At 67.1% G+C, this 22,406-nt stretch carries 23 protein-coding genes and 3 tRNA genes; 17 read left to right on the forward strand and 9 right to left on the reverse strand.

Annotation, left to right across the window (positions count from 1 at the left end):
- Nucleotides 1–235: 235 nt before the first annotated feature.
- The 3 genes from argG to K5880_RS17930 form a co-directional block, all read right to left on the reverse strand.
- On the reverse strand, nucleotides 236–1,567 hold the full coding sequence (gene argG / locus K5880_RS17920; RefSeq protein ID WP_297655452.1) for an argininosuccinate synthase: 1,332 nt from the start codon (nucleotides 1,565–1,567) through the stop codon (nucleotides 236–238).
- A gap of 57 nt (nucleotides 1,568–1,624) precedes the next feature.
- Nucleotides 1,625–1,942, reverse strand: coding sequence for a pyrimidine/purine nucleoside phosphorylase (locus K5880_RS17925; protein WP_297655455.1), 318 nt, complete (start codon nucleotides 1,940–1,942; stop codon nucleotides 1,625–1,627).
- A gap of 99 nt (nucleotides 1,943–2,041) precedes the next feature.
- On the reverse strand, nucleotides 2,042–2,389 hold the full coding sequence (locus tag K5880_RS17930; protein WP_297655458.1) for an ArsC family reductase: 348 nt from the start codon (nucleotides 2,387–2,389) through the stop codon (nucleotides 2,042–2,044).
- A gap of 55 nt (nucleotides 2,390–2,444) precedes the next feature.
- Between K5880_RS17930 and folC the strand changes: the two genes are divergently transcribed.
- From folC to K5880_RS17995, 14 genes are all read left to right on the forward strand, one after another.
- On the forward strand, nucleotides 2,445–3,809 hold the full coding sequence (folC, locus tag K5880_RS17935; protein ID WP_297655461.1) for a bifunctional tetrahydrofolate synthase/dihydrofolate synthase: 1,365 nt from the start codon (nucleotides 2,445–2,447) through the stop codon (nucleotides 3,807–3,809).
- A gap of 58 nt (nucleotides 3,810–3,867) precedes the next feature.
- On the forward strand, nucleotides 3,868–4,584 hold the full coding sequence (locus K5880_RS17940; protein ID WP_297655464.1) for an SPOR domain-containing protein: 717 nt from the start codon (nucleotides 3,868–3,870) through the stop codon (nucleotides 4,582–4,584).
- 22 nt (nucleotides 4,585–4,606) lie between these two features.
- Nucleotides 4,607–5,092: a CvpA family protein gene (locus tag K5880_RS17945; RefSeq protein ID WP_297655467.1), complete on the forward strand. Its 486-nt coding sequence runs from the start codon at nucleotides 4,607–4,609 to the stop codon at nucleotides 5,090–5,092.
- A gap of 35 nt (nucleotides 5,093–5,127) precedes the next feature.
- Nucleotides 5,128–6,633 (forward strand): amidophosphoribosyltransferase, encoded by a 1,506-nt coding sequence (gene purF / locus K5880_RS17950; protein WP_297655470.1) that lies wholly within the window; start codon nucleotides 5,128–5,130, stop codon nucleotides 6,631–6,633.
- Nucleotides 6,634–6,645: 12 nt separating this feature from the next.
- A complete protein-coding gene (locus tag K5880_RS17955) occupies nucleotides 6,646–7,863 on the forward strand; it encodes an O-succinylhomoserine sulfhydrylase (protein ID WP_297655474.1) in 1,218 nt (405 codons plus the stop codon).
- Nucleotides 7,860–9,248, forward strand: a complete 1,389-nt coding sequence (gltX, locus tag K5880_RS17960; RefSeq protein ID WP_297655477.1) for a glutamate--tRNA ligase — start codon at nucleotides 7,860–7,862, stop codon at nucleotides 9,246–9,248. The genes K5880_RS17955 and gltX overlap by 4 nt, the downstream gene beginning before the upstream one ends.
- A 78-nt stretch (nucleotides 9,249–9,326) precedes the next feature.
- Nucleotides 9,327–9,402: transfer RNA gene (locus K5880_RS17965), tRNA-Ala, on the forward strand.
- Nucleotides 9,403–9,497: 95 nt separating this feature from the next.
- Nucleotides 9,498–9,573: transfer RNA gene (locus tag K5880_RS17970), tRNA-Glu, on the forward strand.
- 68 nt (nucleotides 9,574–9,641) lie between these two features.
- A tRNA-Asp gene (locus K5880_RS17975) sits at nucleotides 9,642–9,718 on the forward strand.
- 413 nt (nucleotides 9,719–10,131) lie between these two features.
- Nucleotides 10,132–10,938 (forward strand): site-specific DNA-methyltransferase, encoded by an 807-nt coding sequence (locus K5880_RS17980; RefSeq protein WP_297655734.1) that lies wholly within the window; start codon nucleotides 10,132–10,134, stop codon nucleotides 10,936–10,938.
- Between the two features lie 119 nt (nucleotides 10,939–11,057).
- A complete protein-coding gene (locus K5880_RS23180) occupies nucleotides 11,058–11,243 on the forward strand; it encodes a DUF2158 domain-containing protein (protein ID WP_366883196.1) in 186 nt (61 codons plus the stop codon).
- On the forward strand, nucleotides 11,240–11,506 hold the full coding sequence (locus K5880_RS17985; protein WP_297655480.1) for a hypothetical protein: 267 nt from the start codon (nucleotides 11,240–11,242) through the stop codon (nucleotides 11,504–11,506). Before K5880_RS23180 ends, K5880_RS17985 begins: the two co-directional genes overlap by 4 nt.
- Nucleotides 11,507–11,828: 322 nt before the next feature.
- Complete coding sequence (locus K5880_RS17990; RefSeq protein ID WP_297655736.1) at nucleotides 11,829–12,266, forward strand: Hsp20/alpha crystallin family protein; 438 nt, start codon at nucleotides 11,829–11,831, stop codon at nucleotides 12,264–12,266.
- Nucleotides 12,267–12,293: 27 nt separating this feature from the next.
- A complete protein-coding gene (locus K5880_RS17995) occupies nucleotides 12,294–12,725 on the forward strand; it encodes an Hsp20/alpha crystallin family protein (RefSeq protein ID WP_297655484.1) in 432 nt (143 codons plus the stop codon).
- Nucleotides 12,726–12,796: 71 nt separating this feature from the next.
- Here K5880_RS17995 and K5880_RS18000 read toward each other — a convergent pair whose 3' ends face one another.
- The 4 genes from K5880_RS18000 to K5880_RS18015 all read right to left on the reverse strand — a co-directional run bounded on the left by K5880_RS18000 (nucleotide 12,797) and on the right by K5880_RS18015 (nucleotide 16,972).
- Entirely contained in the window at nucleotides 12,797–13,927 is a 1,131-nt protein-coding gene (locus K5880_RS18000) for a hypothetical protein (protein WP_297655487.1), read from the reverse strand.
- Between the two features lie 16 nt (nucleotides 13,928–13,943).
- Nucleotides 13,944–14,855, reverse strand: coding sequence for a DMT family transporter (locus K5880_RS18005; RefSeq protein ID WP_297655490.1), 912 nt, complete (start codon nucleotides 14,853–14,855; stop codon nucleotides 13,944–13,946).
- Between the two features lie 102 nt (nucleotides 14,856–14,957).
- Nucleotides 14,958–15,458, reverse strand: coding sequence for a methylated-DNA--[protein]-cysteine S-methyltransferase (locus tag K5880_RS18010; protein WP_297655493.1), 501 nt, complete (start codon nucleotides 15,456–15,458; stop codon nucleotides 14,958–14,960).
- Nucleotides 15,455–16,972 carry an Ada metal-binding domain-containing protein gene (locus K5880_RS18015; protein ID WP_297655496.1) on the reverse strand — a complete coding sequence of 506 codons (1,518 nt, stop codon included), beginning with the start codon at nucleotides 16,970–16,972 and terminating at the stop codon, nucleotides 15,455–15,457. The genes K5880_RS18010 and K5880_RS18015 overlap by 4 nt, the downstream gene beginning before the upstream one ends.
- Nucleotides 16,973–17,087: 115 nt before the next feature.
- On the opposite strand from K5880_RS18015, the gene K5880_RS18020 reads away from it, so the two are divergent.
- From K5880_RS18020 to K5880_RS18030, 3 genes are read left to right on the forward strand one after another with little or no spacing between them, the layout of a single operon-like run.
- Nucleotides 17,088–18,470 (forward strand): phosphomannomutase/phosphoglucomutase, encoded by a 1,383-nt coding sequence (locus K5880_RS18020; RefSeq protein WP_297655499.1) that lies wholly within the window; start codon nucleotides 17,088–17,090, stop codon nucleotides 18,468–18,470.
- Nucleotides 18,471–18,472: 2 nt separating this feature from the next.
- Nucleotides 18,473–19,339 carry a glycosyltransferase family 2 protein gene (locus tag K5880_RS18025; RefSeq protein WP_297655502.1) on the forward strand — a complete coding sequence of 289 codons (867 nt, stop codon included), beginning with the start codon at nucleotides 18,473–18,475 and terminating at the stop codon, nucleotides 19,337–19,339.
- Nucleotides 19,332–20,129: a glycosyltransferase family 2 protein gene (locus tag K5880_RS18030; RefSeq protein ID WP_297655504.1), complete on the forward strand. Its 798-nt coding sequence runs from the start codon at nucleotides 19,332–19,334 to the stop codon at nucleotides 20,127–20,129. Before K5880_RS18025 ends, K5880_RS18030 begins: the two co-directional genes overlap by 8 nt.
- On the opposite strand, the gene K5880_RS18035 is transcribed toward K5880_RS18030, so the two are convergent.
- Together K5880_RS18035 and K5880_RS18040 are read right to left on the reverse strand one after the other, a co-directional pair.
- Nucleotides 20,126–21,187, reverse strand: a complete 1,062-nt coding sequence (locus tag K5880_RS18035; RefSeq protein ID WP_297655507.1) for a hypothetical protein — start codon at nucleotides 21,185–21,187, stop codon at nucleotides 20,126–20,128. The two genes, K5880_RS18030 and K5880_RS18035, sit on opposite strands and share 4 nt — an antisense overlap.
- Nucleotides 21,184–22,368, reverse strand: coding sequence for an O-antigen ligase family protein (locus K5880_RS18040; RefSeq protein WP_297655510.1), 1,185 nt, complete (start codon nucleotides 22,366–22,368; stop codon nucleotides 21,184–21,186). The genes K5880_RS18035 and K5880_RS18040 overlap by 4 nt, the downstream gene beginning before the upstream one ends.
- Between the last annotated feature and the right edge of the window lie 38 nt (nucleotides 22,369–22,406).

The following is a 22,406-nucleotide window of genomic DNA, read 5'->3' on the forward strand; positions in this document are numbered from 1 at the left end:
TGCGCCGCCTCTCCTCCTGGACTTCGCTGCGCCCGCCACCCGGCGCCGTCGGGCCGCCCGCGTGAGAGCATTCCGGCGGTTGTGCGCGACCATTCTCCCGGATCGGGGTGACGTGGCGCTCTGTGGAGCGAAGTCAAGGAGGAGGGCTGGCGAAGCCAGCCCGGGGGACATGAGCGGAACAGAGCGCCACGGCGCCCCGATCCCGCGAGGTCAATGAGAGAAAGAGCCGCGAAACTTATTCGCCCTCAAGCTTCAACATCTGCGAACCTTCACCCAAAGACAAGAGACCCGACTTGGCGTAGATGCCCAGCTTGGCCCGCGTGTCGGTGATGTCCAGGTTGCGCATGGTCAGCTGGCCGATGCGGTCCAGCGGCGAGAACGGTGCGTCTTCCACCTTCTCCATGCTCAGGCGCTCTGGCGCGTAGGTGAGGTTGGGGCTTTCGGTGTTCAGGATCGAATAGTCGTTGCCGCGGCGCAGCTCCACCGTTACTTCACCCGTGACCGCGCGCGCCACCCAGCGCTGCGCCGTCTCGCGCAGCATGATCGCCTGCGGGTCGAACCAGCGGCCCTGGTAGAGCAGGCGGCCCAGGCGCAGGCCGTTGATGCGGTACTGCTCGATGGTGTCCTCGTTGTGGATGCCGGTCACCAGGCGCTCGTAGGCGATGAACAGCAGCGCCAGCCCGGGCGCCTCGTAGATGCCGCGGCTCTTGGCCTCGATGATGCGGTTCTCGATCTGGTCGCTCATGCCCAGGCCGTGGCGGCCGCCGATTTCATTGGCCTTGAGGATCAGGTCCACCGGGCTGGCGAAGGTCTGGCCGTTCAGGGCGACCGGCTGGCCCTCCTCGAAGCGCACGGTCACTTCCTCGGCTTTCACGGCGCAGTCCTCGCGCCAGAACGGCACGCCCATGATGGGATTGACGATGCGCATGCCGCTGTTGAGGTGTTCCAGGTCCTTCGCTTCGTGCGTGGCGCCGAGCATGTTGCTGTCGGTGCTGTAGGCCTTCTCGGCGCTCATCTTGTAGCCAAAACCATTGGCTGTCATGAACGCGCTCATCTCGGCGCGGCCACCGAGCTCGTCAATGAAGGCCTGGTCCAGCCAGGGCTTGTAGATCTTCAGGCTCGGGTTGGTCAGCAGGCCGTAGCGGTAGAAGCGCTCGATGTCGTTGCCCTTGAAGGTCGAGCCATCGCCCCAGATGTGGACGTCGTCCTCCTTCATCGCGGCCACCAGCATGGTGCCGGTGACCGCGCGGCCCAGCGGGGTGGTGTTGAAGTAGGTGATGCCCGCCGTGCTGACGTGAAAGGCGCCGGCCTGCAGCGCCGCAATGCCCTCGTGCGCCAGTTGCGTGCGGCAGTCGATCAGGCGCGCCTTCTCGGCGCCATAGGCCAGGGCCTTGCGCGGGATCTCGTCGTAGTCCGGCTCGTCGGGCTGGCCCAGATTGGCGGTGTACGCGTAGGGGATCGCACCTTTCTGCTTCATCCACAGCAGCGCGGCCGAGGTGTCGAGACCGCCGGAGAAGGCGATGCCGACTTTCTGTTTCAAGGGGAGGTTCTGGAGGATGGTGGCCATGTGTGCGGGCCCTTCGACGGGCTCAGGGCGAACGGTGGAGAGGAAGACGTCGGTCGATCAGCCGAAGTGGCAGATGTAGTGGTAGGGCTCGGTCACGCGGATGTCGAAGCTGCTGTTGCCGGGGATGCTGAAGGACTCGCCCGGGCCGGACTTGAGCCAGACCTCGCTGTCGGCCAGCTTGTACTCGCAGCCGCCGGCCACGCATTCCATGATCTCGGGCGCGCCGGTCTTGAAGGTGAGCGCAGCGGGCAGCACCACGCCGACCGATTTTTTCGTGCCATCGGCCAGGGTGATGCCGTGGCTGACGCACTTGCCGTCGAAGTACACGCTGGCCTGGGTGTTGACGGTCACGCCGTCGAATTGGGTGGTGCTCATGGTGTGGGGAGTGAGGCGAGGACGAACGAAAGACGAAAGGCGAAACCGGAAAGGCGAAACCGCGATTTTAGGCCGCGGGCCAGCGTGGCGCTTGCGGGCTCAGAGGCGCTGCTGCCAGGCGGGGGCGTCGAAACCCACGGTGATGCGGCCGTCTGCCCACTGAACCACCGGGCGCTTGATCACGCTCGGGTTCGCCAGTGCCACGGCGCGCGCGCCGGCGGCGTCGGTCACCGAGGCGCGCGTGGCCTCGTCGAGCTGGCGCCAGGTCGTTCCCTTGCGGTTGATCACCACCTCCCAGCCAGCGGCAGCCAGCCACTGGTCGAGCGCGGCCTCAGGCACGCCCTGCCTCCTGAAATCGTGGAAAGTGTGCGCGACGCCGTGTTCCGCCAGCCAGGCGCGGGCCTTCTTCACGGTGTCGCAGTTGGGAATGCCATGGACGGTGATCATGGCCGGCATTGTCCGGCATCCGTCAGGGGCGGGCCGCGATGGGACAATCGCGGCCATGCTCGACATCCCGGTTCCCGATCACCCCACCACGCTGGCCGACTGGCTGGACCATGCCGAACGCCTGCACCCGGTCACCATCGACATGGGGCTCGATCGCGTGCAGCGCGTGGCGCGGCGCATGGGCCTGGCGCTGGACTGCCCGGTGATCACCGTGGCGGGCACCAATGGCAAGGGCTCGACCTGCGCCATGCTCGAAGCCGTCTACACCCAGTCGGGCTACCGCACCGGCGTGTACACCTCGCCGCATCTCGTGCACTTCGAGGAACGCTGCCGCATTGCCGGCGAACCGGTGGCCGCCAGCGAGCTGCTGCCGGCCCTTGCCGAGGTGGAGGTGGCGCGCAAGGGCCAGGCCGGGGATGACGAAGGGGGCGAGATCAGCCTGAGCTACTTCGAGTTCACCACGCTGGCCATCCTGCGCACGCTCGCGCGCGCCGGGCTGGACGTGGCGATCCTCGAGGTGGGCCTGGGCGGGCGGCTCGACGCCGTGAACATCGTCGACGCCGACTGCGCGGTCATCACCAGCATCGCGCTCGACCACATGGCCCTGCTCGGCAACGACCGCGAGGCCATCGGTTTCGAGAAGGCCGGCATCATGCGCACGGGCCGGACGGTGGTGGTGAGCGACCCGGTGCCGCCGCAGAGCGTGATCGATCGCGCGCTGGAGGTCGGTGCCGACCTCTGGCGCCTGGGCAAGGACTTCCATTTCGCGGGTGACCAGCAGCAATGGGGCTGGGCCATGCACCCCTCGCACGGCGGCCGTCGCTACGCCGGTCTGGCCTACCCGGCGCTGCGCGGTGCCAACCAGCTGGTCAATGCCGCCGGTGTGCTGGCGGCGGTGGAAGCACTGCGAAGTCGCCTGCCGGTGACGGCGCAGGCCGTGCGCACCGGGCTGGCCCTGGTGGAGCTGCCCGGGCGCTTCCAGATCGTGCCCGGCACGCCCACGCTGGTGCTGGACGTGGCGCACAACCCGCATTCGGTGGCCGCGCTGGCGGAAAACCTCGACGCCATGGGCTTCTACCCGGGCACCCACGCGGTGTTCGGCGCCATGGCCGACAAGGACCTGGGTGCCATGCTCGAACGCATCGCGCCGCTGATCGACCACTGGCATGTGACCGACCTGCCGCTGCCGCGCGCGAGCACCGCCGCCGCGCTGGCCGGCATGCTCGACGCCCATCCGGCCACCGCGCCAGGGGGCAAAAGCCGCGTCGCGGGCCGCCATGCCAACCCCATGGATGCCCTGCGCGCGGCGGTGTCCCTGGCGGACCCCGCTGATAGAATCGTCGTCTTCGGATCGTTCTACACCGTGGGTGGCGTTTTGCAGGACGGCGTGCCCCGCATGTCGGCGAAACACCTGTCCTAGCCCCCCTCAGGAGCGTGCCTCCCGCCAGGCCTTTCATGGCGCCACGGTCCCATCCCGAATGTTCAAATCCCGTTCAGGTTCCCAGGGCAACGCCTCGACCCCACCGCCGCAGAGCATCGAGGCCGTGCGCCGCCGCGCGCGCCACCGCCTGATCGGCGCCTGCGTGCTGGTGTTGCTGGGCGTGGTGGGGTTCCCGCTGCTGTTCGATACCCAGCCGCGCCCGATACCGGTGGACATCCCGATCGAGATCCCCGCCCGGACGTCCACGGCTCCGCTGGCCAGGCCCGCTGCCGAGCCCGCCGCGCCCCGCGAGGAAGTGGCCGAGGTCGCGCCCAAACCGGCGCCTGCTCCCGCGCCGGTGACCGAGACCAAGTCCGCGCCTGCCCCTGCGCCGGTTGCCGAAACCAAACCCTCTCCCGCGCCTGCACCCGAACCCGCGAAAACGCCAGCGCCCGCGGCGGCGGACGCCGAGCGCGCCCGCGCGCTGCTCGAAGGCAAGCCGGCGCCGGTGCCGGCCAAGGCGGCCGCCGACGCCCCCGCCGCCGCCGAGCGGCTGGTGGTGCAGGTGGGCGCGTTTGCCGAGGAAGCTGGGGCGCGCCAGGTGCGCCAGAAGCTGGAGAGCGCCGGACTCAAGACCTACACGCACGTGGCCCAGACCGCGGAAGGCAAGCGCATCCGTGTGCGCGTGGGCCCGTTCGACAGCCGCGCCGATGCCGACAAGGTCGCCGCGCGCGTGAAGGCCCTGGGCCTTCCCGCCGCGGTCCTGACGCTGTGAGCTTCACGCGGGTGCGACGCCGATGGTGCTGACCGACTGGGTGCTGCTGGGGGCTTTGCTGCTGTCGGTGCTGCTGGGCCTGTGGCGCGGGCTGGTGTATGAGGTGCTGTCTCTGGCGGGGTGGGTGGTGGCCTTCGTGCTGGCCCAGGCCTTCGCCGACGAGGCCGGTGCCTGGGTGCCGATGGAGGACCTGTCACCGCCGCTGCGCGTGGCGATCGGTTTCGTGCTGGTGTTCGTGGCCGTGGCGTTCGCGGCCGGTCTGGTGGCCTGGCTGGTGCAGAAGCTGGTGGCCTCGGTCGGTTTGCGTCCGGTGGATCGCGTGCTCGGAGGCGCGTTCGGGCTGGCGCGTGGTGCGGTGATCCTGCTGGCGGTGGCGCTGGTGGTGAGCATGACCCAGATGCAGGCCGCCTCGTGGTGGGCGGACTCCGGCACGGCCGGGGTGCTCTCGGCGGCGCTGCAGGAGGTCAAGCCCTTGTTGCCCGAGGCGGTGGCCCAACATGTGCGGTAGAACCTGTTCGCATTGTTTTTCCTGAGGATCGAATCATGTGTGGAATCGTGGGCGTGGTCAGCAAGGCGCCGGTCAATCAGCTCATCTACGACGCGCTGCTGCTGCTGCAGCACCGCGGGCAGGACGCTGCGGGCATCGTCACGCAGCAGGGACGCAAGTTCTTCATGCACAAGGCCAAGGGCATGGTGCGCGACATCTTCCGCACCCGCAACATGCGCGCGCTGCCCGGCGTGTGTGGCCTGGGGCAGGTGCGTTACCCCACGGCGGGCAATGCCTACAGCGAGGAAGAGGCGCAGCCGTTCTATGTGAACGCACCCTTCGGCCTGGTGCTGGTGCACAACGGCAACCTGACCAACGCCAAGGCGCTGGCGCAGGAACTGTTCCAGACCGACCACCGCCACGTCAACACCGAGAGCGACTCCGAGGTGCTGCTCAACGTGCTCGCGCACGAGCTGGAAAAGGTCACGCGCGGCATCACGCTCAAGCCGGCCGATGTGTTCGCCGCCGTGCGCGGCGTGCACCAGCGCGTCAAGGGCTCCTACGCCGTGGTGGCGATGGTCGCCGGCCACGGCCTGCTGGCGTTCCGTGACCCGCACGGCATCCGCCCGCTGTGCATCGGTCACAACAAGGACGGCGGCGTGATGATCGCCAGCGAGTCCGTCACGCTCGACGGCAACGGCTTCGAGCTCGACCGCGATCTGGTGCCCGGCGAGGCGGTGTTCGTCGACCTCGAAGGCCACATGCAGTTCCAGCAGTGCGCGGACAAGGTCAGCCACAACCCCTGCATCTTCGAGTACGTCTACCTCGCCCGGCCCGACTCCGTGCTCGACGGCATCTCGGTCTATCAGGCGCGCCTGAACCTGGGCGTGACGCTGGCCAAGCGGGTCGTCTCCACGGTGCCACCCAACGAGATCGATGTCGTCATCCCGATCCCCGAGTCCTCGCGCCCCAGTGCCATGGAACTGGCGCAACTGCTCGGCCTGCCGTACCGCGAGGGCTTCGTGAAGAACCGCTACGTGGGCCGCACCTTCATCATGCCCGGGCAGGGCGTGCGCAAGAAGTCGGTGCGCCAGAAGCTCAACGTGATCGGTAGCGAGTTCAAGGGCCGCAACGTGCTGCTGGTGGACGATTCCATCGTGCGCGGCACCACCAGCCGCGAGATCGTGCAGATGGCGCGCGACGCCGGCGCACGCAAGGTCTACCTGGCCAGCGCCGCGCCGCCGGTGCGCTACCCCAATGTCTACGGCATCGACATGCCCACCCCCGGCGAACTCGTGGCGCACGGCCGCACGGTCGAAGAAGTGCGCGAGATCATCGGCTGCGACGCGCTGATCTACCAGGACGTCGACGCGATGAAGCAGGCCATCGGCTCGCTCAATCCGAAACTCACGGGTTTCGACGCTTCCTGCTTCGACGGCGTGTACGTCACCGGTGATATCACGCTGGACGACATCGCCCGCCTCAACGCCGGCCGCGACCAGGGCGAGGAGGGCGAGGAAGACACCTCGCGCCTGGCCCTGCCCAATGCACAGGCCGTTTGAAGGGGCCGGTTCATGACGAAAAAGACACCTGCTGCTCAGGCCCTGCACCGCGACACGCTGGCCGTGCGCGAGGCCGTTGAACGCAGCCAGTACGGTGAGAACTCCGAGGCCCTGTACCTCACCAGCGGCTACGTGCAACCCAGCGCCGATGCATCGGCTCGCCGCTTCGCGGGCGAGGAGGACGGCTACACCTACGGCCGCACCGGCAATCCCACTGTCACCAGTTTCGAACAGCGCCTGGCCGCAATGGAGGGCACCGAGGCCGCCATGGCCACCGCATCGGGCATGGCGGCCATCATGCTGATGTGCTTCAGCCTGCTGCGCTCCGGCGACCACGTGGTGTTCTCGCAGTCGATGTTCGGCTCGACCATCAAGCTCATCGGCACGGAGTTCGCACGCTTTGGCGTCGAATCGACCATCGTCGCCCAGTCCGACACCGATGCCTGGCGCGCGGCGGTGCGGCCCGGCACGAAACTGCTGTTCGCCGAAACGCCCACCAACCCACTGACCGAGGTCTGCGACATCGCCGCGCTGGCCGACATCGCTCACGGCGCAGGCGCGCTGCTGTGCGTGGACAACTGCTTCGCCACGCCGGCGCTGCAGCGCCCGGTGCTGCTCGGCGCCGACATCGTCATGCATTCCGGCACCAAGTTCCTCGATGGTCAGGGCCGCGTGATGGCTGGTGCGCTCTGTGCACCCGAGGCCATGGTGCGCGAGAAATTCCTGCCGGTGCAGAAGAACGCGGGCATGGTGCTCTCGCCTTTCAACGCCTGGGTGGTGCTCAAGGGACTGGAAACACTGAGTCTGCGCATGAATGCGCAGAGTACGGCCACGCTCGCGCTGGCGCAGTGGCTGGAACAGCACCCGGCCGTGGGGCGCGTGTACTACCCGGGGCTGGCCAGCCACCCGCAGCACGAACTGGCCATGCGCCAGATGGGCGGTGTGGGTGGTGCGGTGCTGTCGTTCGAAGTCAAGGCTGCGGACGCCGCGCAGGCGCGTGCGCGTGCCTTCCATGTGCTCGACGCGCTGCAGGTGCTGTCGCTGTGCACCAATCTGGGCGACACCAAGACCTTGCTGACCCACCCGGCCAGCACATCACATGGCAAGCTGGCCGAGGCACAGCGGCAGGCGGCCGGCATCGGCCAGGGCCTGATCCGTGTCGCGGTCGGCCTGGAGCACCTCGACGATTTGAAAGCCGACCTCGCGCGCGGCCTGGACACCCTTTCATGAGCACCGTCAGAACCCGCTTCGCCCCGTCGCCCACCGGCTTCATCCACCTCGGCAACATCCGCTCGGCGCTCTATCCGTGGGCCTTTGCGCGCTCGACCGGTGGTGCCTTCATCCTGCGCATCGAGGACACCGACCTGGAGCGGTCCTCGCAGGCCGCGGTGGACGTGATCATCGAAGGCATGAAGTGGCTGGGCCTCGACCACGACGAAGGCCCGTTCTACCAGATGCAGCGCATGGACCGTTACAAGGCCGTGCTCGCCGAGATGGTGGCGGCCGGGCTGGTGTATCCCTGCTACATGAGCGTGGCCGAGCTCGACGCGCTGCGCGAACGCCAGATGGCCAACAAGGAAAAGCCGCGCTACGACGGCACCTGGCGCCCCGAGCCCGGCAAGACCCTGCCACCCGTGCCCGAAGGCGTGAGGCCCGTGCTGCGCTTCAAGAACCCGCAGGGTGGCGTGGTGGCCTGGGACGACAAGGTCAAGGGTTGCATCGAGATCGCCAATGACGAACTCGACGACCTCGTGATCGCGCGGCCCGACGGCACGCCCACGTACAACTTCTGCGTCGTGGTCGACGACATCGACATGGCCATCACCCACGTGATCCGCGGCGACGACCATGTGAACAACACGCCGCGCCAGATCAACATCTTCCGCGCCCTCGGCAAGGAGCCGCCGGTGTACGCCCACCTGCCCACCGTGCTCAACGAGCAGGGCGAGAAGATGAGCAAGCGCAATGGCGCCAAACCCGTCACGCAGTACCGCGACGAGGGCTACCTGCCGGATGCCATGGTGAACTACCTGGCGCGCCTGGGCTGGAGCCACGGTGACGACGAGATCTTCAGCCGCGCACAGTTCCTCGAATGGTTCAACCTGGACCACCTGGGCCGCAGCGCCGCGCAGTTCGACGAAACCAAGCTGCGCTGGGTCAACGCCCAGCACCTCAAGGCCATGGCCGACGACGCGCTCGCGCCGCTGGTGGCCGAGCAACTGCAGCGACTGGGCGTGGTTGCCGACGCGCGCCTGCCGCGCATCTGCGGCCTGTTCAAGGACCGCTGCGACACCACCGTGGCACTGGCGCAATGGGCAAAAGCCTTCTACGCCGACATCGCGCCCGATGCGGGTGAGCGCGCCCAGCACGTCACCGACGCTGTGCGCCCCGCGCTGGCCACGCTGGCCGACAGGCTCTCGGCCTGCGCCACGTGGGACAAGGCGGCGATCTCGGCGGCCATCAAGGAAGCGCTGGCTGCGCACAGCTTGAAGATGCCGCAGCTGGCGATGCCGGTGCGCGTGCTGGTGATGGGCACGGCCCAGACACCTTCGCTCGACGCCGTGCTGGAGTTGCAGGACAGGCAGGTCGTGCTGTCCCGTTTGCAGAAGGCCTGAAAAAATCGCCTATAATTTGAGGCTTGCTGAAATGCACCGGGGGATGAAGATCGCCAGGGACAGATCGGCAAACCCTGTGGGGGTATAGCTCAGCTGGGAGAGCGCTTGCATGGCATGCAAGAGGTCAGCGGTTCGATCCCGCTTACCTCCACCACAATTTGAAGTCGCAATGGGTCTCTCATCGCGGCAACGGCAGGAAAAACAAGCTCTGCCGCTGCTACAATGCGAGGCTCTTTGAGTCCAGGTTATGACCCTATCGTCTAGAGGCCTAGGACATCACCCTTTCACGGTGAGTACCGGGGTTCGAATCCCCGTAGGGTCGCCAAACTAGCCGCAAGGCAGGCAGGCACAAGTGGTTGGCACTTGGTTCGCAAGAACGAAAGCCATCTACCAGGAGTGGTAGTTCAGTTGGTTAGAATACCGGCCTGTCACGCCGGGGGTCGCGGGTTCGAGCCCCGTCCACTCCGCCATTTTGGCCCAACGTAACCACACGTTGGGCCACAGAAAACCCGCTAAATCTTACGAGAAGTCGTTGATTTTGTGGGTTTTTTTACGCCTGAACCCAGCGAAACCCCACATGACGCCCACTACCCGCACATGGCCCCCACGGGCCTAGTTTGCTGGTATCCCTGCTGGTATCGGTAGGAATCTTTGTGGGCATCCATTCGGCCCCATGCAGGCATCCAGAGTCCGCCATGCCGGCCCACCTTCGCACTTGCCGCAACTCTTGCTTGATTCGCGCAGCGTGAGTATGTAGCTTACTTACTGCTAATCAAAACGCCGCGCCCGCCCGCTCGACACGAATGGGAAAGCTCGACCAAATAGGCCGAGCCGCGACGGCAAAACTCTCACCCCCATCCGCAAGAGACTATGACTTTTGAACGTGACCCCGCGAGTTGTCGGCAATGCAACCCTGCACCTGGGCGACTGCCTGGAGCTGATGAAGGCCATCCCTGACGCAAGCGTCGATCTGATCCTGTGCGACCTGCCGTATGGGACAACGGCCTGCAAGTGGGACAGCGTTCTTCCCTTTGAGGCGCTGTGGGAGCAATACCGACGCATAGCGAAGCCGACAGCTGCCATTGTTCTGACTGCGGCTCAGCCATTCACAACGGCTCTGATCGCCAGCAACATGCGCGAGTTCGCCTATTGTTGGGTCTGGGATAAGAAGTTCGCCGCGAACTTCGTGCAGGCGAAGCGTATGCCGCTGCGCGTGCACGAGGACGTTGTTGTCTTTTGCATCTCGGGGAAAACTCCGACCTACTACCCGCAGATGACCCGGCGCGACACGCCAATCAAGAAGGGTGGCAACAAGCAGTCCGCCGCCATCCCGATACGACAGACAGAAACCTCTGTAGCCTTCTCAGCAGCAGGCAAGACATACGATGAGAAGTGCCCGGAGACGATCATCGAGTTCAACTGTCGTGAAGGGCGCGGGCTTCACCCGACACAAAAGCCAGTCGCCCTGATGGAATACCTGATCCGCACTTACACCAACGAAGGTGAAACGGTGCTCGACAACTGCATGGGCAGCGGAACCACTGGTGTTGCATGTGTGAACACAGGTCGCAGGTTTATCGGAATGGAGCTGATGCCGGAATACTTTGAAATTGCCAGTGAGCGGATCGAGCTGGCTGCTACCCCAGTACAGCCAGAACAGCCAGACCTGCTGGAAATGGCCGGGGCTTGACCAAGCCCCGCTAACAGACTTGCCCGTGATTCCTCACAGCCTCCCACGCGGAGGCTTTTCTTTGCCCGTTACCATCTGTGCGTTCAAGTTCGAACGAAATCCAACTGAGGAGCACACGAATGGCGAAAGCGGCATACAAGGTCGGAGATGTTGTGAAACTGAAGTCAGGTGGGCCTGACATGACGGTCAAGAGAATCATTCCATCAAGCACACAGAGCGACTCTTACGAGTGCCAGTGGTTCGCAGGCAAGGGTTTGCAGAATGGCATATTCGCCCAAGAGTCACTTGAACCCAAGCAGCCGTGACCGCTGACGACGCAGCGAAGTGGATGCTTGGGCAGCTGGACGCAGACGGCTGCATCTACCAAGACGACGTTGTTGACTACTTAGTCAAGGGCGGTGCCGAAGAGCTGTTGCGCGAGAACGCAGACGGCAATCTAGTGCTCGGTCGCCCACTGCTTGATGCGTTCAAGAAGGTATCCGCAACCACGGTTGTGTGGGTTCGCGCTGGTTTCTACTGGCGCTGGCGAGTTGCCGAGGACGAAGACGGTCGCGATGCCATTGGGTAGCCCTTGTTCAGCGCACCAATTTAACCCACTGAACCCCCCAAAAATCCACATCAGATTGACGGTATTCTTGACGGTATCGGAGGTACAATCGCCCCGCAACCCGCATGAATGCTGGGGATTCGGTGTTCGTCCACTCCGCCAGAAATCAACGGGTTGCAGCAGAAATGCCGCAGCCCGTTTTTCTTTTGGCGGCGCCGCGCATCGAAGCGCTCGCTGCCTTCACCTCCCCTCTTGAAATCGTTTCTCCCGCGCCTATCTCCTTGTCCGGAAGCGCTGGAGACGCCTCCGGCGCTCTGTTCAACCCTGAATGGAGGTATTCGCCATGTACCGATCCCTGTTCCCGCGCGACGTGTTCGCCGAGATGGATCGCCTGCAACGCGAGATGCAGCAGGCCTTCGATCTGTCTCCCACCATCCGCGGCTTTGCCCGCAATGGCTTTCCCGCCCTGAATGTCGGTGGGACGCCCCAAACCATCGAGATCTATGCCTTCGCGCCCGGTGTCGATCCGGCTTCGCTCGAGGTGGATCTCGAGCGGGGCCTGCTGACGATCAGCGGTGAGCGCAAGAACCCGTTGCCCGATACCGACAGCAAGGCGACCGTGCACATCAATGAACGCTTCGAGGGCCGCTTCCGCCGGGTGCTGACCCTGCCGGACGACGCCGATCCGGACGCGGTCGACGCGAACCTGCGCGACGGCGTGCTGCACGTCACCATCCAGCGGCGCGCCTCCGCGCAGCCGCGCCGCATTGCCATCCACTGAGAACACGCCGCAAGAAAGGAGCGCACCATGAACAGCAGCAGCAACATCATGCAGATGGCCCAGCCGGCGCGTCAACCGAACGAGGTGGCGCGCCATGCGCGGCCCGGCGGCGAACCGCGCCAGAGCGAGGCTGCATTGACCCCGCCCGTGGATGTGATCGAGGACGCCAATGGCATCACCCTGTACGCGGACCTGCCCGGCGTCAGCCGCGACAAGCTGAACCTGCAGGTGGAGTCGGACACGCTCACCATCGAGGGCGAGTCGGACCTGGCCGCGCCGCAGGGCCTGACGTCCAGCCACACCGAGGTGGGCCTGGCGCGGTTCCGGCGCGCGTTCACCCTGAGCAAGGAGCTGGACACCGAGCGGGTGGAGGCCGAACTGGCGCAAGGCGTGCTGAAGCTGCGCATTCCGAAGGCGGCGCATGCGCAACCCCGGCGCATCGACGTGAAGCTGGCCTGAGGCGTGCGGGCAATCGCAGGCGGGCGCGATTCGAGCAACATGCCGCTCGCCTGCGATTCATTCCGAAAACGTCATCGCGCTCCTCGGGCGTCCAGCGCCACCGCCAGCTGCGCCGCGATGTGGCGCACCTCGGACTCATCCAGCGCCACCAGTTCCAGATGCACCAGGGCGTTTTCCAGGCCATGCTCCATCACCCGGATGCTCGGACGCCCTGATGCGAGGATGCCGACTACGTCCCTGGCCGCGGCCACGCCGCCCCTGAACGCGAGCCGGATCCGCTGAAACGGCATGCCCGCCGGGTCGTCTTCCGCGCGGACATCGAGGTCCTGCCGATGGTGCAGCAGGTCCATCAGCAATGCCACTTTGTTGTCCTGCCGGGCCCGCCAGCCAGCGGTATCCAGCTGCGAGCGTTCCTCCAGCGCCGCCAGCACGCCGAGGACGGCTTCCTTGGAGGGTTTCATGGCGCGGCCGATGCCGCGTTCCTGTGCCCTGAAGGCGTCGATGAAGGCCTGGGTACCGAGGACCAGGCCGGCGGTCGGGGAGGCAAGGTATTTGTGGGCGCTCACCAGGATGGCGTCGGCCCCGGTGCGCAGCAGTTCCGGCACGCGCAGGTCCTGCGCGGCGCCGTCGATGACGGTCGGGATGCGGCGTGCACGCGCCAGGGCCACCGCACCCGCCCAGTCGAAATCCTGGAACGCGGTCAGCCGCGACGACACCAGCAGCAGGCCGCAGACGCCGGGTGTGTCCAGGCAGCGTTCGAGTTCGGCCAGCGGCAGAGAAGACCGGTCGCCCGCCCTGAGCGCGCGCGCGCCGGCCAGGCGGATGTCCGTCAGGATGGGGTGTCCATAGTCCACGCAATGCCCCTCGGGGATCACCACCGTGTGGCGGCGGTCCGCCACATCGGGCAGGTCGGCGACCGCGGCCGCATCGGTGCCCGTGATGCAGGCCGCGACGGCCTGCGTGATGGCGGCGCTGGCGCAGTGCGTGACCGCGCCAGCCTGTGCACCGCTGAACGCCGCCAGTTGCCGGGAGGCCAGTTGCTGCAGTTCCTCGATGACGAAGAAGGCCTGCAGCGCCTGCGCCGTCTGGCGGGCCACGAACGCAGAAGAGCGCGATACCCCGAGCGGGGTGTAGGAGCCGGCGGCGTTGATGACAGGGGTGAGCCCGTACTTGTCGTGCAGGGTGGTCGTCGGGTTGTTCATGTGCGAAACCCGCGTCTCAGACCGCGCGCTCCAGCCAGCGCAGCTTCACCAGCCCGGTGGCCAGCGCCGTGCCGCACACGATCACCATGCCGCAGCCGACCATCCAGGGTGTGATGGTTTCGCCCAGCAGGGTGGCGCCGTAGAACAGCGCGAACACCGGCACCAGGAAGGTGACGGTCAGCGCGCGGCTGGGGCCGGCTTGGGCAATGATGCGGAAGAACAGGATGTAGGCGATGGCCGTGCACAGCAGGCCCACCGCCAGCAACGCGCCCCAGGCAGTGGCGCTTGCAGGCTGGCTGGGCCAGAACCAGATCGTGGGCAGGGCCAGGCCGAGCGCGGCCCCGATCTGGCTGCCTGTGGCCGTGGCCAGAGGGTGGGCGCCCGTGAGGTAGCGCTTGGTGAAGCTGGCCGCCACGCCGTAGCACAGCGTGGCCAGCAGGCAGGCACCCATGGCCAGCAGGGTGGTGGCGATGTCGTCTGCGCCGGCCGCACCAGGGAGGCTGAAGCCGGACTTGCCGAGCACCAGCAGCGTGACGCCGATGAAGCCGATGGCCAGACCCAGCATGCGCGAGCCGTCGGGGCGGTCCTTGAGCCAGAGCCAGGCCACCAGCGCGCCCGAGAGTGGCACCGTGGCGTTGAGGATGGAACTCAGCCCGGTGCTGATGTGCAGCACGGCGAACGCAAACAGGGCGAACGGCAGGCCCGAATTGAGCAGGCCGACGAACAGGATGAGTCTGGCGCGCGCACGGAAGTCGGCCCACACGCCCTTGACCAGGAACGCTGGCAGCAGGAACAGGGCGGCCAGCGTGACACGCATGCCTGCGGTGGGCAGGGCGCCGAACTCCGCCGCGCCCAGGTGCATGAAGAGAAAGGACGCGCCCCAGAGCGCGGCGAGCAGCACGAATTCGAGGGCGAGGGCCGGGGTCATGGCGTCAGATTGTGCATGCCGGCAGGGGCTGGCTGTGCCGGCGATTGATGCCGTGTGGGGCGTGGATTGATGAGTGGGCCGGCACAATGCCGGCCCGGCCGGTCAGACCAGGACAGCGCCCTCCAGTGCCAGCAGCGCGGTCTTGCGCTCCAGCCCGCCGGCGTAGCCGGTGAGCGAGCCGTCGGCGCCGAGCACGCGGTGACAGGGCACGACGATGCTCACCGGGTTGCGGCCGACCGCCGCGCCCAGCGCGCGCACGGCGGCGGGTTTGCCGATGGACGTGCTCAGGCTGCCGTAGCTGGTGGTGGCACCGGGCGCGATGCCCAGCAGCGCCTGCCACACCCGCTGCTGGAACGGGGTGCCGCCCTGCAGGTCCAGCGGCAATTCGAAGCGCATTCGTTGCCCCGCGAAGTACTGGCCCAGTTGCTCGATGGCCTGCTGCAGCACCGGGTGCGCCGGGTCGCGCCGCCAGATCGAGGTGTCGGGCCCATGGCGCTGGCCGTCGAACCAGACGCCGCTGAGGCCGCGCGGCGTGGCAGCCAGCGTCATCGCGCCGAGCGGGCCCGGCCAGGTGGTGAAAACGGTGAAGGGATCGTGCTTCATGGTGACAAGGCTCCAGGGGTGGGGACGACGCGGCCGGCCGACCAGGCCCGCACGACGGCGTAGCTGCGCCAGGGTTTCCAGGCGAGCGAGAGGGCTTCGGCCTCGCGGGCCGGGTGCTTGCTGTCCTGCACGCCCAGCGCCTTGTGCAGGGCCACGTCGCCCGCGGGAAAGGCATCGGGCCAGCGCAGGGCGCGCATGGCGATGTACTGCGCGGTCCAGTCGCCGATGCCGGGCAAGGCCTTGAGCGCATCGAGCGTGGTGGACACATCGGCGCTGCCATTGAGCACCAGGCCCTGCGTGGCCACCGCGCGCGCCAGCGCCACGATGGCCGCCTGGCGCTGCCGGACGATGCCCAGCTCACCCAGCGCGTCGCCGCCCGCCTGCGCCAGCACCTCCGGCGCCGGGAACAGCCGCGTGAGCGGTGCGAACGGTGTCTCGATCGGTTCCCCGAAGCGGTTCACCAGGCGCTGCGCGAGCGTGCGCGCGGCCGCCACCGTGATCTGCTGGCCGAGCACCGCGCGCACGGCCAGCTCGAAGCCGTCCAGCGCGCCCGGCACGCGCAGGCCATCACCTTCGGGAAACGGGCCGTGCAGCACCTCGTTGATGGCACCGGGGTCGGCGTCCAGGTCGAGTGCGGCGCGCAGGCGGTGGATCACCTGGGGCAGCACCTCGCGCAGGGAGTCCCCGACGCGCAGCGTGAGCTGGAAGCGTGTTTCGTCGAAGCTGGCCACCAGCCAACCGGTGTGCGTGCGTCCCCCGACCTCCATGCGCAGGGTCTGGCCGAGCCGCAGGTCGTCATCCAGAAAGGCCACGCCCTCGATCATGCGCTGGCGCAGAAAGCCCAGCGTGGCCGCCACGTCGTACGGGGGCCGGTAGCCCAGGCGCACGGCCGTGCCATGGCCCGTGTCGCGTCCCTTGCCGGTGGCCTCGCGCCGCAGCTGCGTCGGATTGAGCCGGTAGTGGTCGAGAAACGCGGCGTTGAAGCGGCGCACGCTGCCAAAACCGCTGGCCAGCGCGATCTGCGTCACCGGCAGGTCGGTGTCGGCCAGCAGCTGCTTGGCGGTGAGCAGCTTGCGCGTGAGCAGGTACTGCAGCGGCGAGACACCCAGCCGCTCCTCGAAGACGCGGCGCAGGTGGCGGTCGCTCACGCCCAGGCGGGCCGCCAGGCGCGCGCCCAGGGCGCCGGCGTCGTCCAGCCAGTGCTGCGGGTCGTCCAGCCAGCGCGTGGCCTGCTGCGTCAGGATGGCCGAGGCGTCCTCCATCGACCAGTGGCGCTCCAGCGGCGCGAGTTCGGGCCGGCAGCGCAGGCAGGGGCGAAAGCCCGCATGCTCGGCCTGGGCCGCGTGGGCGAAAAAGCGGCAGTTCTCGCGCCGCGGCGTGCGCACGCGGCAGACCGGGCGGCAGTAGATGCCGGTGGAGGTGACGGCGGTGAAGAAGCGCCCGTCGAAGCGCGCGTCGTGCGAGCACAGCGCGCGGTAGCAGGCGTCGTCGTCAATGCGGTCGGTCGGGTTCATGGCAGCCATGGTAGGCCTTGCGGGCGAAGCTGGCTGGCCGTTTCCGGACATGTGCATCCGGGTGCCGGGATACCCCCTCCTACAATCGCGGTTTTGCCCTTCACAGGAACCGTCCATGCAAGTCGCCGCGTCCATCTTCAAGGCCTACGACATCCGGGGCGTCACGCCCACCGCACTCAACGAAGGCGTGGCCGAGGCACTGGGCCTGGCGTTCGGCTCGCGGGCCCTGCAACTGGGCGAGAAGACGGTGGCCGTGGGGCGCGACGGGCGCCTGAGCGGGCCTGCGCTCTCGGCGGCCCTCATCCGCGGCCTGGTGGCCGCCGGCGTGGACGTGATCGACATCGGCCTGGCAACCACGCCCATGCTGTACTTCGCCGCCGCCACGCTGTGCAACAGCGGCATCCAGGTCACGGGTAGCCACAACCCGCGGGACTACAACGGCTTCAAGATGGTGCTCGGCGGCCGGGCCATCTACGGTGAAGAGATCCAGGGCCTGCGCAAGGTCATGGAGGAGGAAACCCACGTGCGCGCCGACGGCGGGCGCGTGCGCCTGGTCAACGTCTCCGCTCCGTACAAGGACCGCATCGTCTCCGACGTGAAACTCGCGCGCCCGATGAAACTGGTGGTCGACTGCGGCAACGGCGTGGCCGGTGCCTCGGCCCCGGCGATCTTCCGCGCGCTGGGCTGCGAGGTGATCGAGCTCTTCAGCGAAGTCGACGGCAACTTCCCGAACCACCACCCGGACCCGAGCAAGCCCGAGAACCTGCAGGACGTGATCCGTACGCTGCGCGAGACCGATGCCGAACTGGGCCTGGCCTTCGACGGCGACGGCGACCGCCTGGGCATCGTGACCAAGGACGGCGCCACCATCTACCCCGACCGCCAGATGATTTTGTTCGCGCAGGACGTGCTCGCGCGTGTGCCGGGTGGCGACATCGTCTTCGACGTCAAGTGCTCGCAGCGCCTCGCCCCGGCGATCGAGGCGGCAGGCGGTGTCGCGCACATCTACAAGACCGGCCACTCGCTGATCAAGGCGCGCATGAAGGAACTCGACAGCCCGCTCGGTGGCGAGATGAGCGGCCACATCTTCTTCAAGGAGCGCTGGTTCGGTTTCGACGACGGCACCTACGCGGGTGCGCGCCTGCTGGAGATCCTCAGCCGCAGCCCGGACGCGAGCGAGGTGCTCAACGCCCTGCCCACGAGCTTCAGCACGCCCGAGCTCAATGTGGCCTGTGCCGAAGGCGAACCGCACGCGGTGGTCGAGAAGCTGGTGGCCGTGGCGCAGTTCGACGCGCCCGCCAGGCTGTCCACCATCGACGGTGTGCGCGTGGACTGGCCCGACGGCTTCGGCCTGATCCGCGCCTCCAACACCACGCCAGTGCTGGTGCTGCGCTTCGAGGGCCACACGCCCGAGGCGCTGCAGCGCATCGAGGGCACGATGCTGGCCCTGCTGAAACAGGCCAAGCCCGACGCGGTCGTCGGCGCGAGCGCGCACTGAACATGAACGATCACGACCTGCTCGATCAGGTCACCGTCGTGCTGGTCACGTACCACAGCGCCCATTGTCTGGACGCGCTGGACGCGCTGCTCGCACACTGCCCGCACATCCTGATCTCGGACAACGGCAGCACCGACGGAACGCCCGGGCAGGCGCGCATGCGCTGGCCGCAGGCCGTGGTGCTCGAACATGGCCGCAACCTGGGTTTCGGCACGGCGAACAACCGCGCGATCGCGCAGGTGAAGACGCCGCTGGCCTTTCTGCTCAACCCCGACTGCGAGGTCACGCCCGACGGCCTGCGCGAGCTGGTGCGCGCAGCGAACGGGCTGCCCGAGGCCTCCATCGTGGCACCGCAATTGCAGGGTGCGCCCGGGCAGGCCGATGTCAATTACCGCTGGCCACGAATGGCCTGGGCCTCGCGCGGTCCCGGTGCCGAAGGCCCGGCCTGTGTGGGTTTCGTGGTCGGCGCGGCCATGCTGTTCCGGCTGGCGCGTTTCGAGGGCGTGGGCTTCTTCGACGAGCGCTTCTTCCTGTACTACGAGGACGACGACCTCTGCCTGCGGCTGTTCCAGGCGCGGCGGCCCATCGTGGTCTGGCCTGCTGTGGCGGCCGTGCACCGCGCGCGCGGCTCGGTCCGGGGCAAGACACCCTGGAGGAGCGAGTACCTGCGCGGCTACCACCATGCGCAGTCCAAGCTGATCTACGCCGCCAAGCACCGCTCGACCGCGGCCGCGCAGGGCCTGCGCTGGAGCGTGCTGCTGGGCACCACGCTGGCCTTGCCACTGCGCGTGATCGTGTTCTCGCCCAAGCTGGTGGCGCGCATGGCGGGCCGCTGGATGGGCTTGTGGCGCTGGAGGCTGCATGACTGAGGCGACGCCGCCAGCGCGCCCCACGCTGGGCATCGCGGTGCTCACGCTCAACGAGGCTCAGCGCATCGAGGCCTGTCTTCGCAGCGCGGCATTTGCCGACCAGGTCGTGGTGATCGACAGCGGCAGCACCGACGACACCCGCGAGCGCGCCGCGCGCCTGGGCGCCGAGGTGCATCAGCACCCGGACTGGCAGGGCTTTGGCGTGCAGCGCTCGCGCGCACTCGATCACCTGCGAACCGACTATGTGTTCTTTCTCGATGCCGACGAGGAGATTTCCGCCGGCCTGCAGGCCGAGATCACGCGGGCCGTCGCCTCGGGCGAGGACGCCGCCTGGCGCGTCTGGTGGGACGAGGTTGCGTTTGGCCGCGCGCTCACGCGCATGAAGTCGCGTGGCGGCATCCAGCGCCTGTTCCGGCGTGCCACGCTGGAGCGCTTCGACGGCGCGGTGCACGAGGCGCCCGTGCTGCGCCATGCTGTGCCGGTCCGCGCGTTGCGTCAGCGCCTGCTGCACCACTCACGCACCACGGTCTATGGCAGCTTGAGAAAACTTGCTCAATACGTGCAACTGGGTGCCGCCAAGCGTGGCGCGCAGGGCAAGAAGGGCGGTGTGTTGCGTGGCCTCGTGATGGGCACCGTGGTGTTTCTGCGGGTGTACCTGTTCCAGCGCGCGTTTCTTTGCGGTGGTCCGGGCTTTCTCTACGCGCAGTTCATTGCGCTCGAAACCTTCTTCCGGTATGCCGCGCTGCGCTATGACATGCACGACGGCCCGGGCGAGCTCGCTCGGCGTTAGCCCAGCCGCATGCTCAGCTTGAGCCGGTAGTACGCCAGCCGGTCGGTCCAGCGCAGATCGAGTTGTGGCCGGGCACGGTCAGGGTTGCGCAGGGCGGGCTGGATCAGGTGTTCGTCGAACAGGCCCATCACCACCTGCGGGTTGTAGCGCGCGGAGTAGCGGTCCCACGATCCCTTCCTGAGGGCGCCGGGGTCCAGTTTCCCGAGGATGTCGACCAGCGACCGGGTGTCCGTGTAGTACATGCCGCTGTCGCCCAGCACGTCGATGTGGTGCCGGTGCTTGCTGCGGGCGTAGGTGATGACAGGCTTGTTGCGGATCGAGAATTCGCCACACGCCAGCCCGAAGGATTCGCCCTGCAGGCGTGCATGCAGCATCGCGTCGCAGGTGTTGATGAAGCGCGTCTTGTAGGCCATGTCGCTGCTGCCGTGCAGGAACAGCGCGCGGGGGTGGTCGACGAAAGGCGTGATGTTGAGGAACACGAACCAGGTGTCGTTCGACTGCGCGAGCACCTGACGCACGGCCTCGATGGCGCAGGGCACGTCGAAGCTGCGAGCGCCGCCATGGCAACCCAGCACACGGGCCGCCCGCGGGATCTGCAGCGCGTCGCGCAAATCGCCGTCGACGTCGGGCAGGGCCACGATGTGCGGCACGCTGGGAATCCGGCTGTTCGCGCAGTGCCGGCTGAGCCACTCGGAGATGTAGGCATAGGAAGCGCCATGCGCTTGCGAAGGGCTGGTGGGAAACACGGCATGCACCATGGTCGGCACCGTGCGCGACCACAGGCCGTCGTTGCGGCCGGCCTTGATCGCGTAGAGCAGGTCCGCCTTGTGCCGCGCGAGCAGGCCGTCGAGTTCAGCCGGTGTCTGGTAGCCGATCACCTCGAAGCGTGCACCGAACTTGGCCAGTGCCTCTGCATCGTTGTGGGCGCTGGTCGCGTCGTACACGATGAGGCTGTCGTGGCCCAGCACGGTCTCGTTGTGCAGCGCGTAGTCATACAGCGCTACCTCCGTGCCGCGGATCGACAACTGATTGGAGTGGAAGGCGATGGTTTTCTTCATGGCGCCTTCACGTCAGGTGCGCTTCTTCGCCGCGCCGCAGCCATGAGCAGCGCCGTCATCAGGATGAAGAAGTGGTTCTCGGTGGAGAGCCAGAAGGAGCTGTGGGTCATGTTGGCGACGAGCAGGATGGTCAGGAAGGCCAGCATCAACGCCCGCCGCCGCGCCTCCTCGCCCCAGCCTTGACGAACAACCGCCAGTAGCAACCATGCAAACAGGGCCAGGCCGATCAGGCCCTGCTCTACGAGGAAAAACGCAAACTGGTTGTGGGGGTGCACGCAGACGACCGAACACCAGTCAGGGTCGACGAAGTGGGCCGTTGCCAATACGGGATACGCGGCGGTGCCGTGCCCGAGCAAGGGACGTTCCCGCGCTTGATCCAGGGTAAAGCCGATCATCGCCATGCGCGATCCCACCGAAGTGACCTCACCGGTGGTGCTGGCCACCTCGGTCCATGCCTGAGTCATGCGTTTCTGAAGCGCCAGTGAGGTGCCGCCCGCAACGACGAGGGCAACGAGCACGCCGGTCACGGTGGTCACGAGGGCTGTCCGCGACCGGGCCACTGTGACCAGCAGGCTGAACACGAACATGGAAAGGAACCCCGCGAGATAGCCGGTCCGTCCAGAAGACAGGAACAGAATGCTGAAGGCGGCCAGTGCCGACACGCACCACCAGATGGTGGCACCTCTCCATGTTCTGGACTGGAGCGCCTGATACGCGCCAAGGCAGGCAAAGAACGACATCATGATGCCCTGAGCAATGTAGTCCTTGAACACCGTGTGGTCCTCGCCGAAGCCCTGGTTGTGCGTCCGTGTCCAGGAAAAATCGAACCAGACGTTCAGCCAGGTGACCACCAGCGTGATCAGCATCGCCACCGCGAACGCCTGCCAGCAGCGGCGTCGCGTGGTCGGGTCCTGCAACAGGCCGATGAAGAGCGGGAGCATCAGGAATTTGCTGTATTTCTGCAAGGCACCCGCGATCTGTCCACCGTCGGCGGGCGACCACAGCGCCGCCACCACCACCCAGGCGAACAGCGCCAGTGCCGGCAGCGCGACCGGGTTCGAGAGCGCCTGGCGGGTGTCGCGCAGCGAACTGCCCCACACGCAGCCCAGCAACCAGAAAATCAGCGTGAACAGCAGCCCGACGTTGGCCAGCGCCACGGACACCGGGAACGCGAAGAACACCAGAACGAGTGAGGCGCGGGCAGCGGGTTGGATGAAGG

It is taken from the genome of Hydrogenophaga sp. (assembly GCF_025699295.1).
In the GTDB taxonomy this organism is placed as follows: Bacteria; Pseudomonadota; Gammaproteobacteria; order Burkholderiales; family Burkholderiaceae_C; genus Hydrogenophaga.

Excerpts from the sequence above, each read along its gene's own strand:
- K5880_RS18015 (WP_297655496.1), bottom strand. The coding sequence starts at position 16,972 with ATGAACCCGACCGACCGCATTGACGACGACGCCTGCTACCGCGCGCTG.
- gltX (WP_297655477.1), top strand. The coding sequence starts at position 7,860 with ATGAGCACCGTCAGAACCCGCTTCGCCCCGTCGCCCACCGGCTTCATC.
- K5880_RS17945 (WP_297655467.1), top strand. The coding sequence starts at position 4,607 with ATGGTGCTGACCGACTGGGTGCTGCTGGGGGCTTTGCTGCTGTCGGTG.
- K5880_RS23180 (WP_366883196.1), top strand. The coding sequence starts at position 11,058 with ATGGCGAAAGCGGCATACAAGGTCGGAGATGTTGTGAAACTGAAGTCA.
- argG (WP_297655452.1), bottom strand. The coding sequence starts at position 1,567 with ATGGCCACCATCCTCCAGAACCTCCCCTTGAAACAGAAAGTCGGCATC.
- K5880_RS18000 (WP_297655487.1), bottom strand. The coding sequence starts at position 13,927 with ATGAACAACCCGACGACCACCCTGCACGACAAGTACGGGCTCACCCCT.
- K5880_RS17995 (WP_297655484.1), top strand. The coding sequence starts at position 12,294 with ATGAACAGCAGCAGCAACATCATGCAGATGGCCCAGCCGGCGCGTCAA.
- K5880_RS17930 (WP_297655458.1), bottom strand. The coding sequence starts at position 2,389 with ATGATCACCGTCCATGGCATTCCCAACTGCGACACCGTGAAGAAGGCC.
- K5880_RS18025 (WP_297655502.1), top strand. The coding sequence starts at position 18,473 with ATGAACGATCACGACCTGCTCGATCAGGTCACCGTCGTGCTGGTCACG.
- K5880_RS18005 (WP_297655490.1), bottom strand. The coding sequence starts at position 14,855 with ATGACCCCGGCCCTCGCCCTCGAATTCGTGCTGCTCGCCGCGCTCTGG.
- K5880_RS18035 (WP_297655507.1), bottom strand. The coding sequence starts at position 21,187 with ATGAAGAAAACCATCGCCTTCCACTCCAATCAGTTGTCGATCCGCGGC.
- K5880_RS17925 (WP_297655455.1), bottom strand. The coding sequence starts at position 1,942 with ATGAGCACCACCCAATTCGACGGCGTGACCGTCAACACCCAGGCCAGC.
- K5880_RS17990 (WP_297655736.1), top strand. The coding sequence starts at position 11,829 with ATGTACCGATCCCTGTTCCCGCGCGACGTGTTCGCCGAGATGGATCGC.
- K5880_RS18010 (WP_297655493.1), bottom strand. The coding sequence starts at position 15,458 with ATGAAGCACGATCCCTTCACCGTTTTCACCACCTGGCCGGGCCCGCTC.
- K5880_RS17955 (WP_297655474.1), top strand. The coding sequence starts at position 6,646 with ATGACGAAAAAGACACCTGCTGCTCAGGCCCTGCACCGCGACACGCTG.
- folC (WP_297655461.1), top strand. The coding sequence starts at position 2,445 with ATGCTCGACATCCCGGTTCCCGATCACCCCACCACGCTGGCCGACTGG.
- purF (WP_297655470.1), top strand. The coding sequence starts at position 5,128 with ATGTGTGGAATCGTGGGCGTGGTCAGCAAGGCGCCGGTCAATCAGCTC.
- K5880_RS18020 (WP_297655499.1), top strand. The coding sequence starts at position 17,088 with ATGCAAGTCGCCGCGTCCATCTTCAAGGCCTACGACATCCGGGGCGTC.
- K5880_RS17940 (WP_297655464.1), top strand. The coding sequence starts at position 3,868 with ATGTTCAAATCCCGTTCAGGTTCCCAGGGCAACGCCTCGACCCCACCG.
- K5880_RS18030 (WP_297655504.1), top strand. The coding sequence starts at position 19,332 with ATGACTGAGGCGACGCCGCCAGCGCGCCCCACGCTGGGCATCGCGGTG.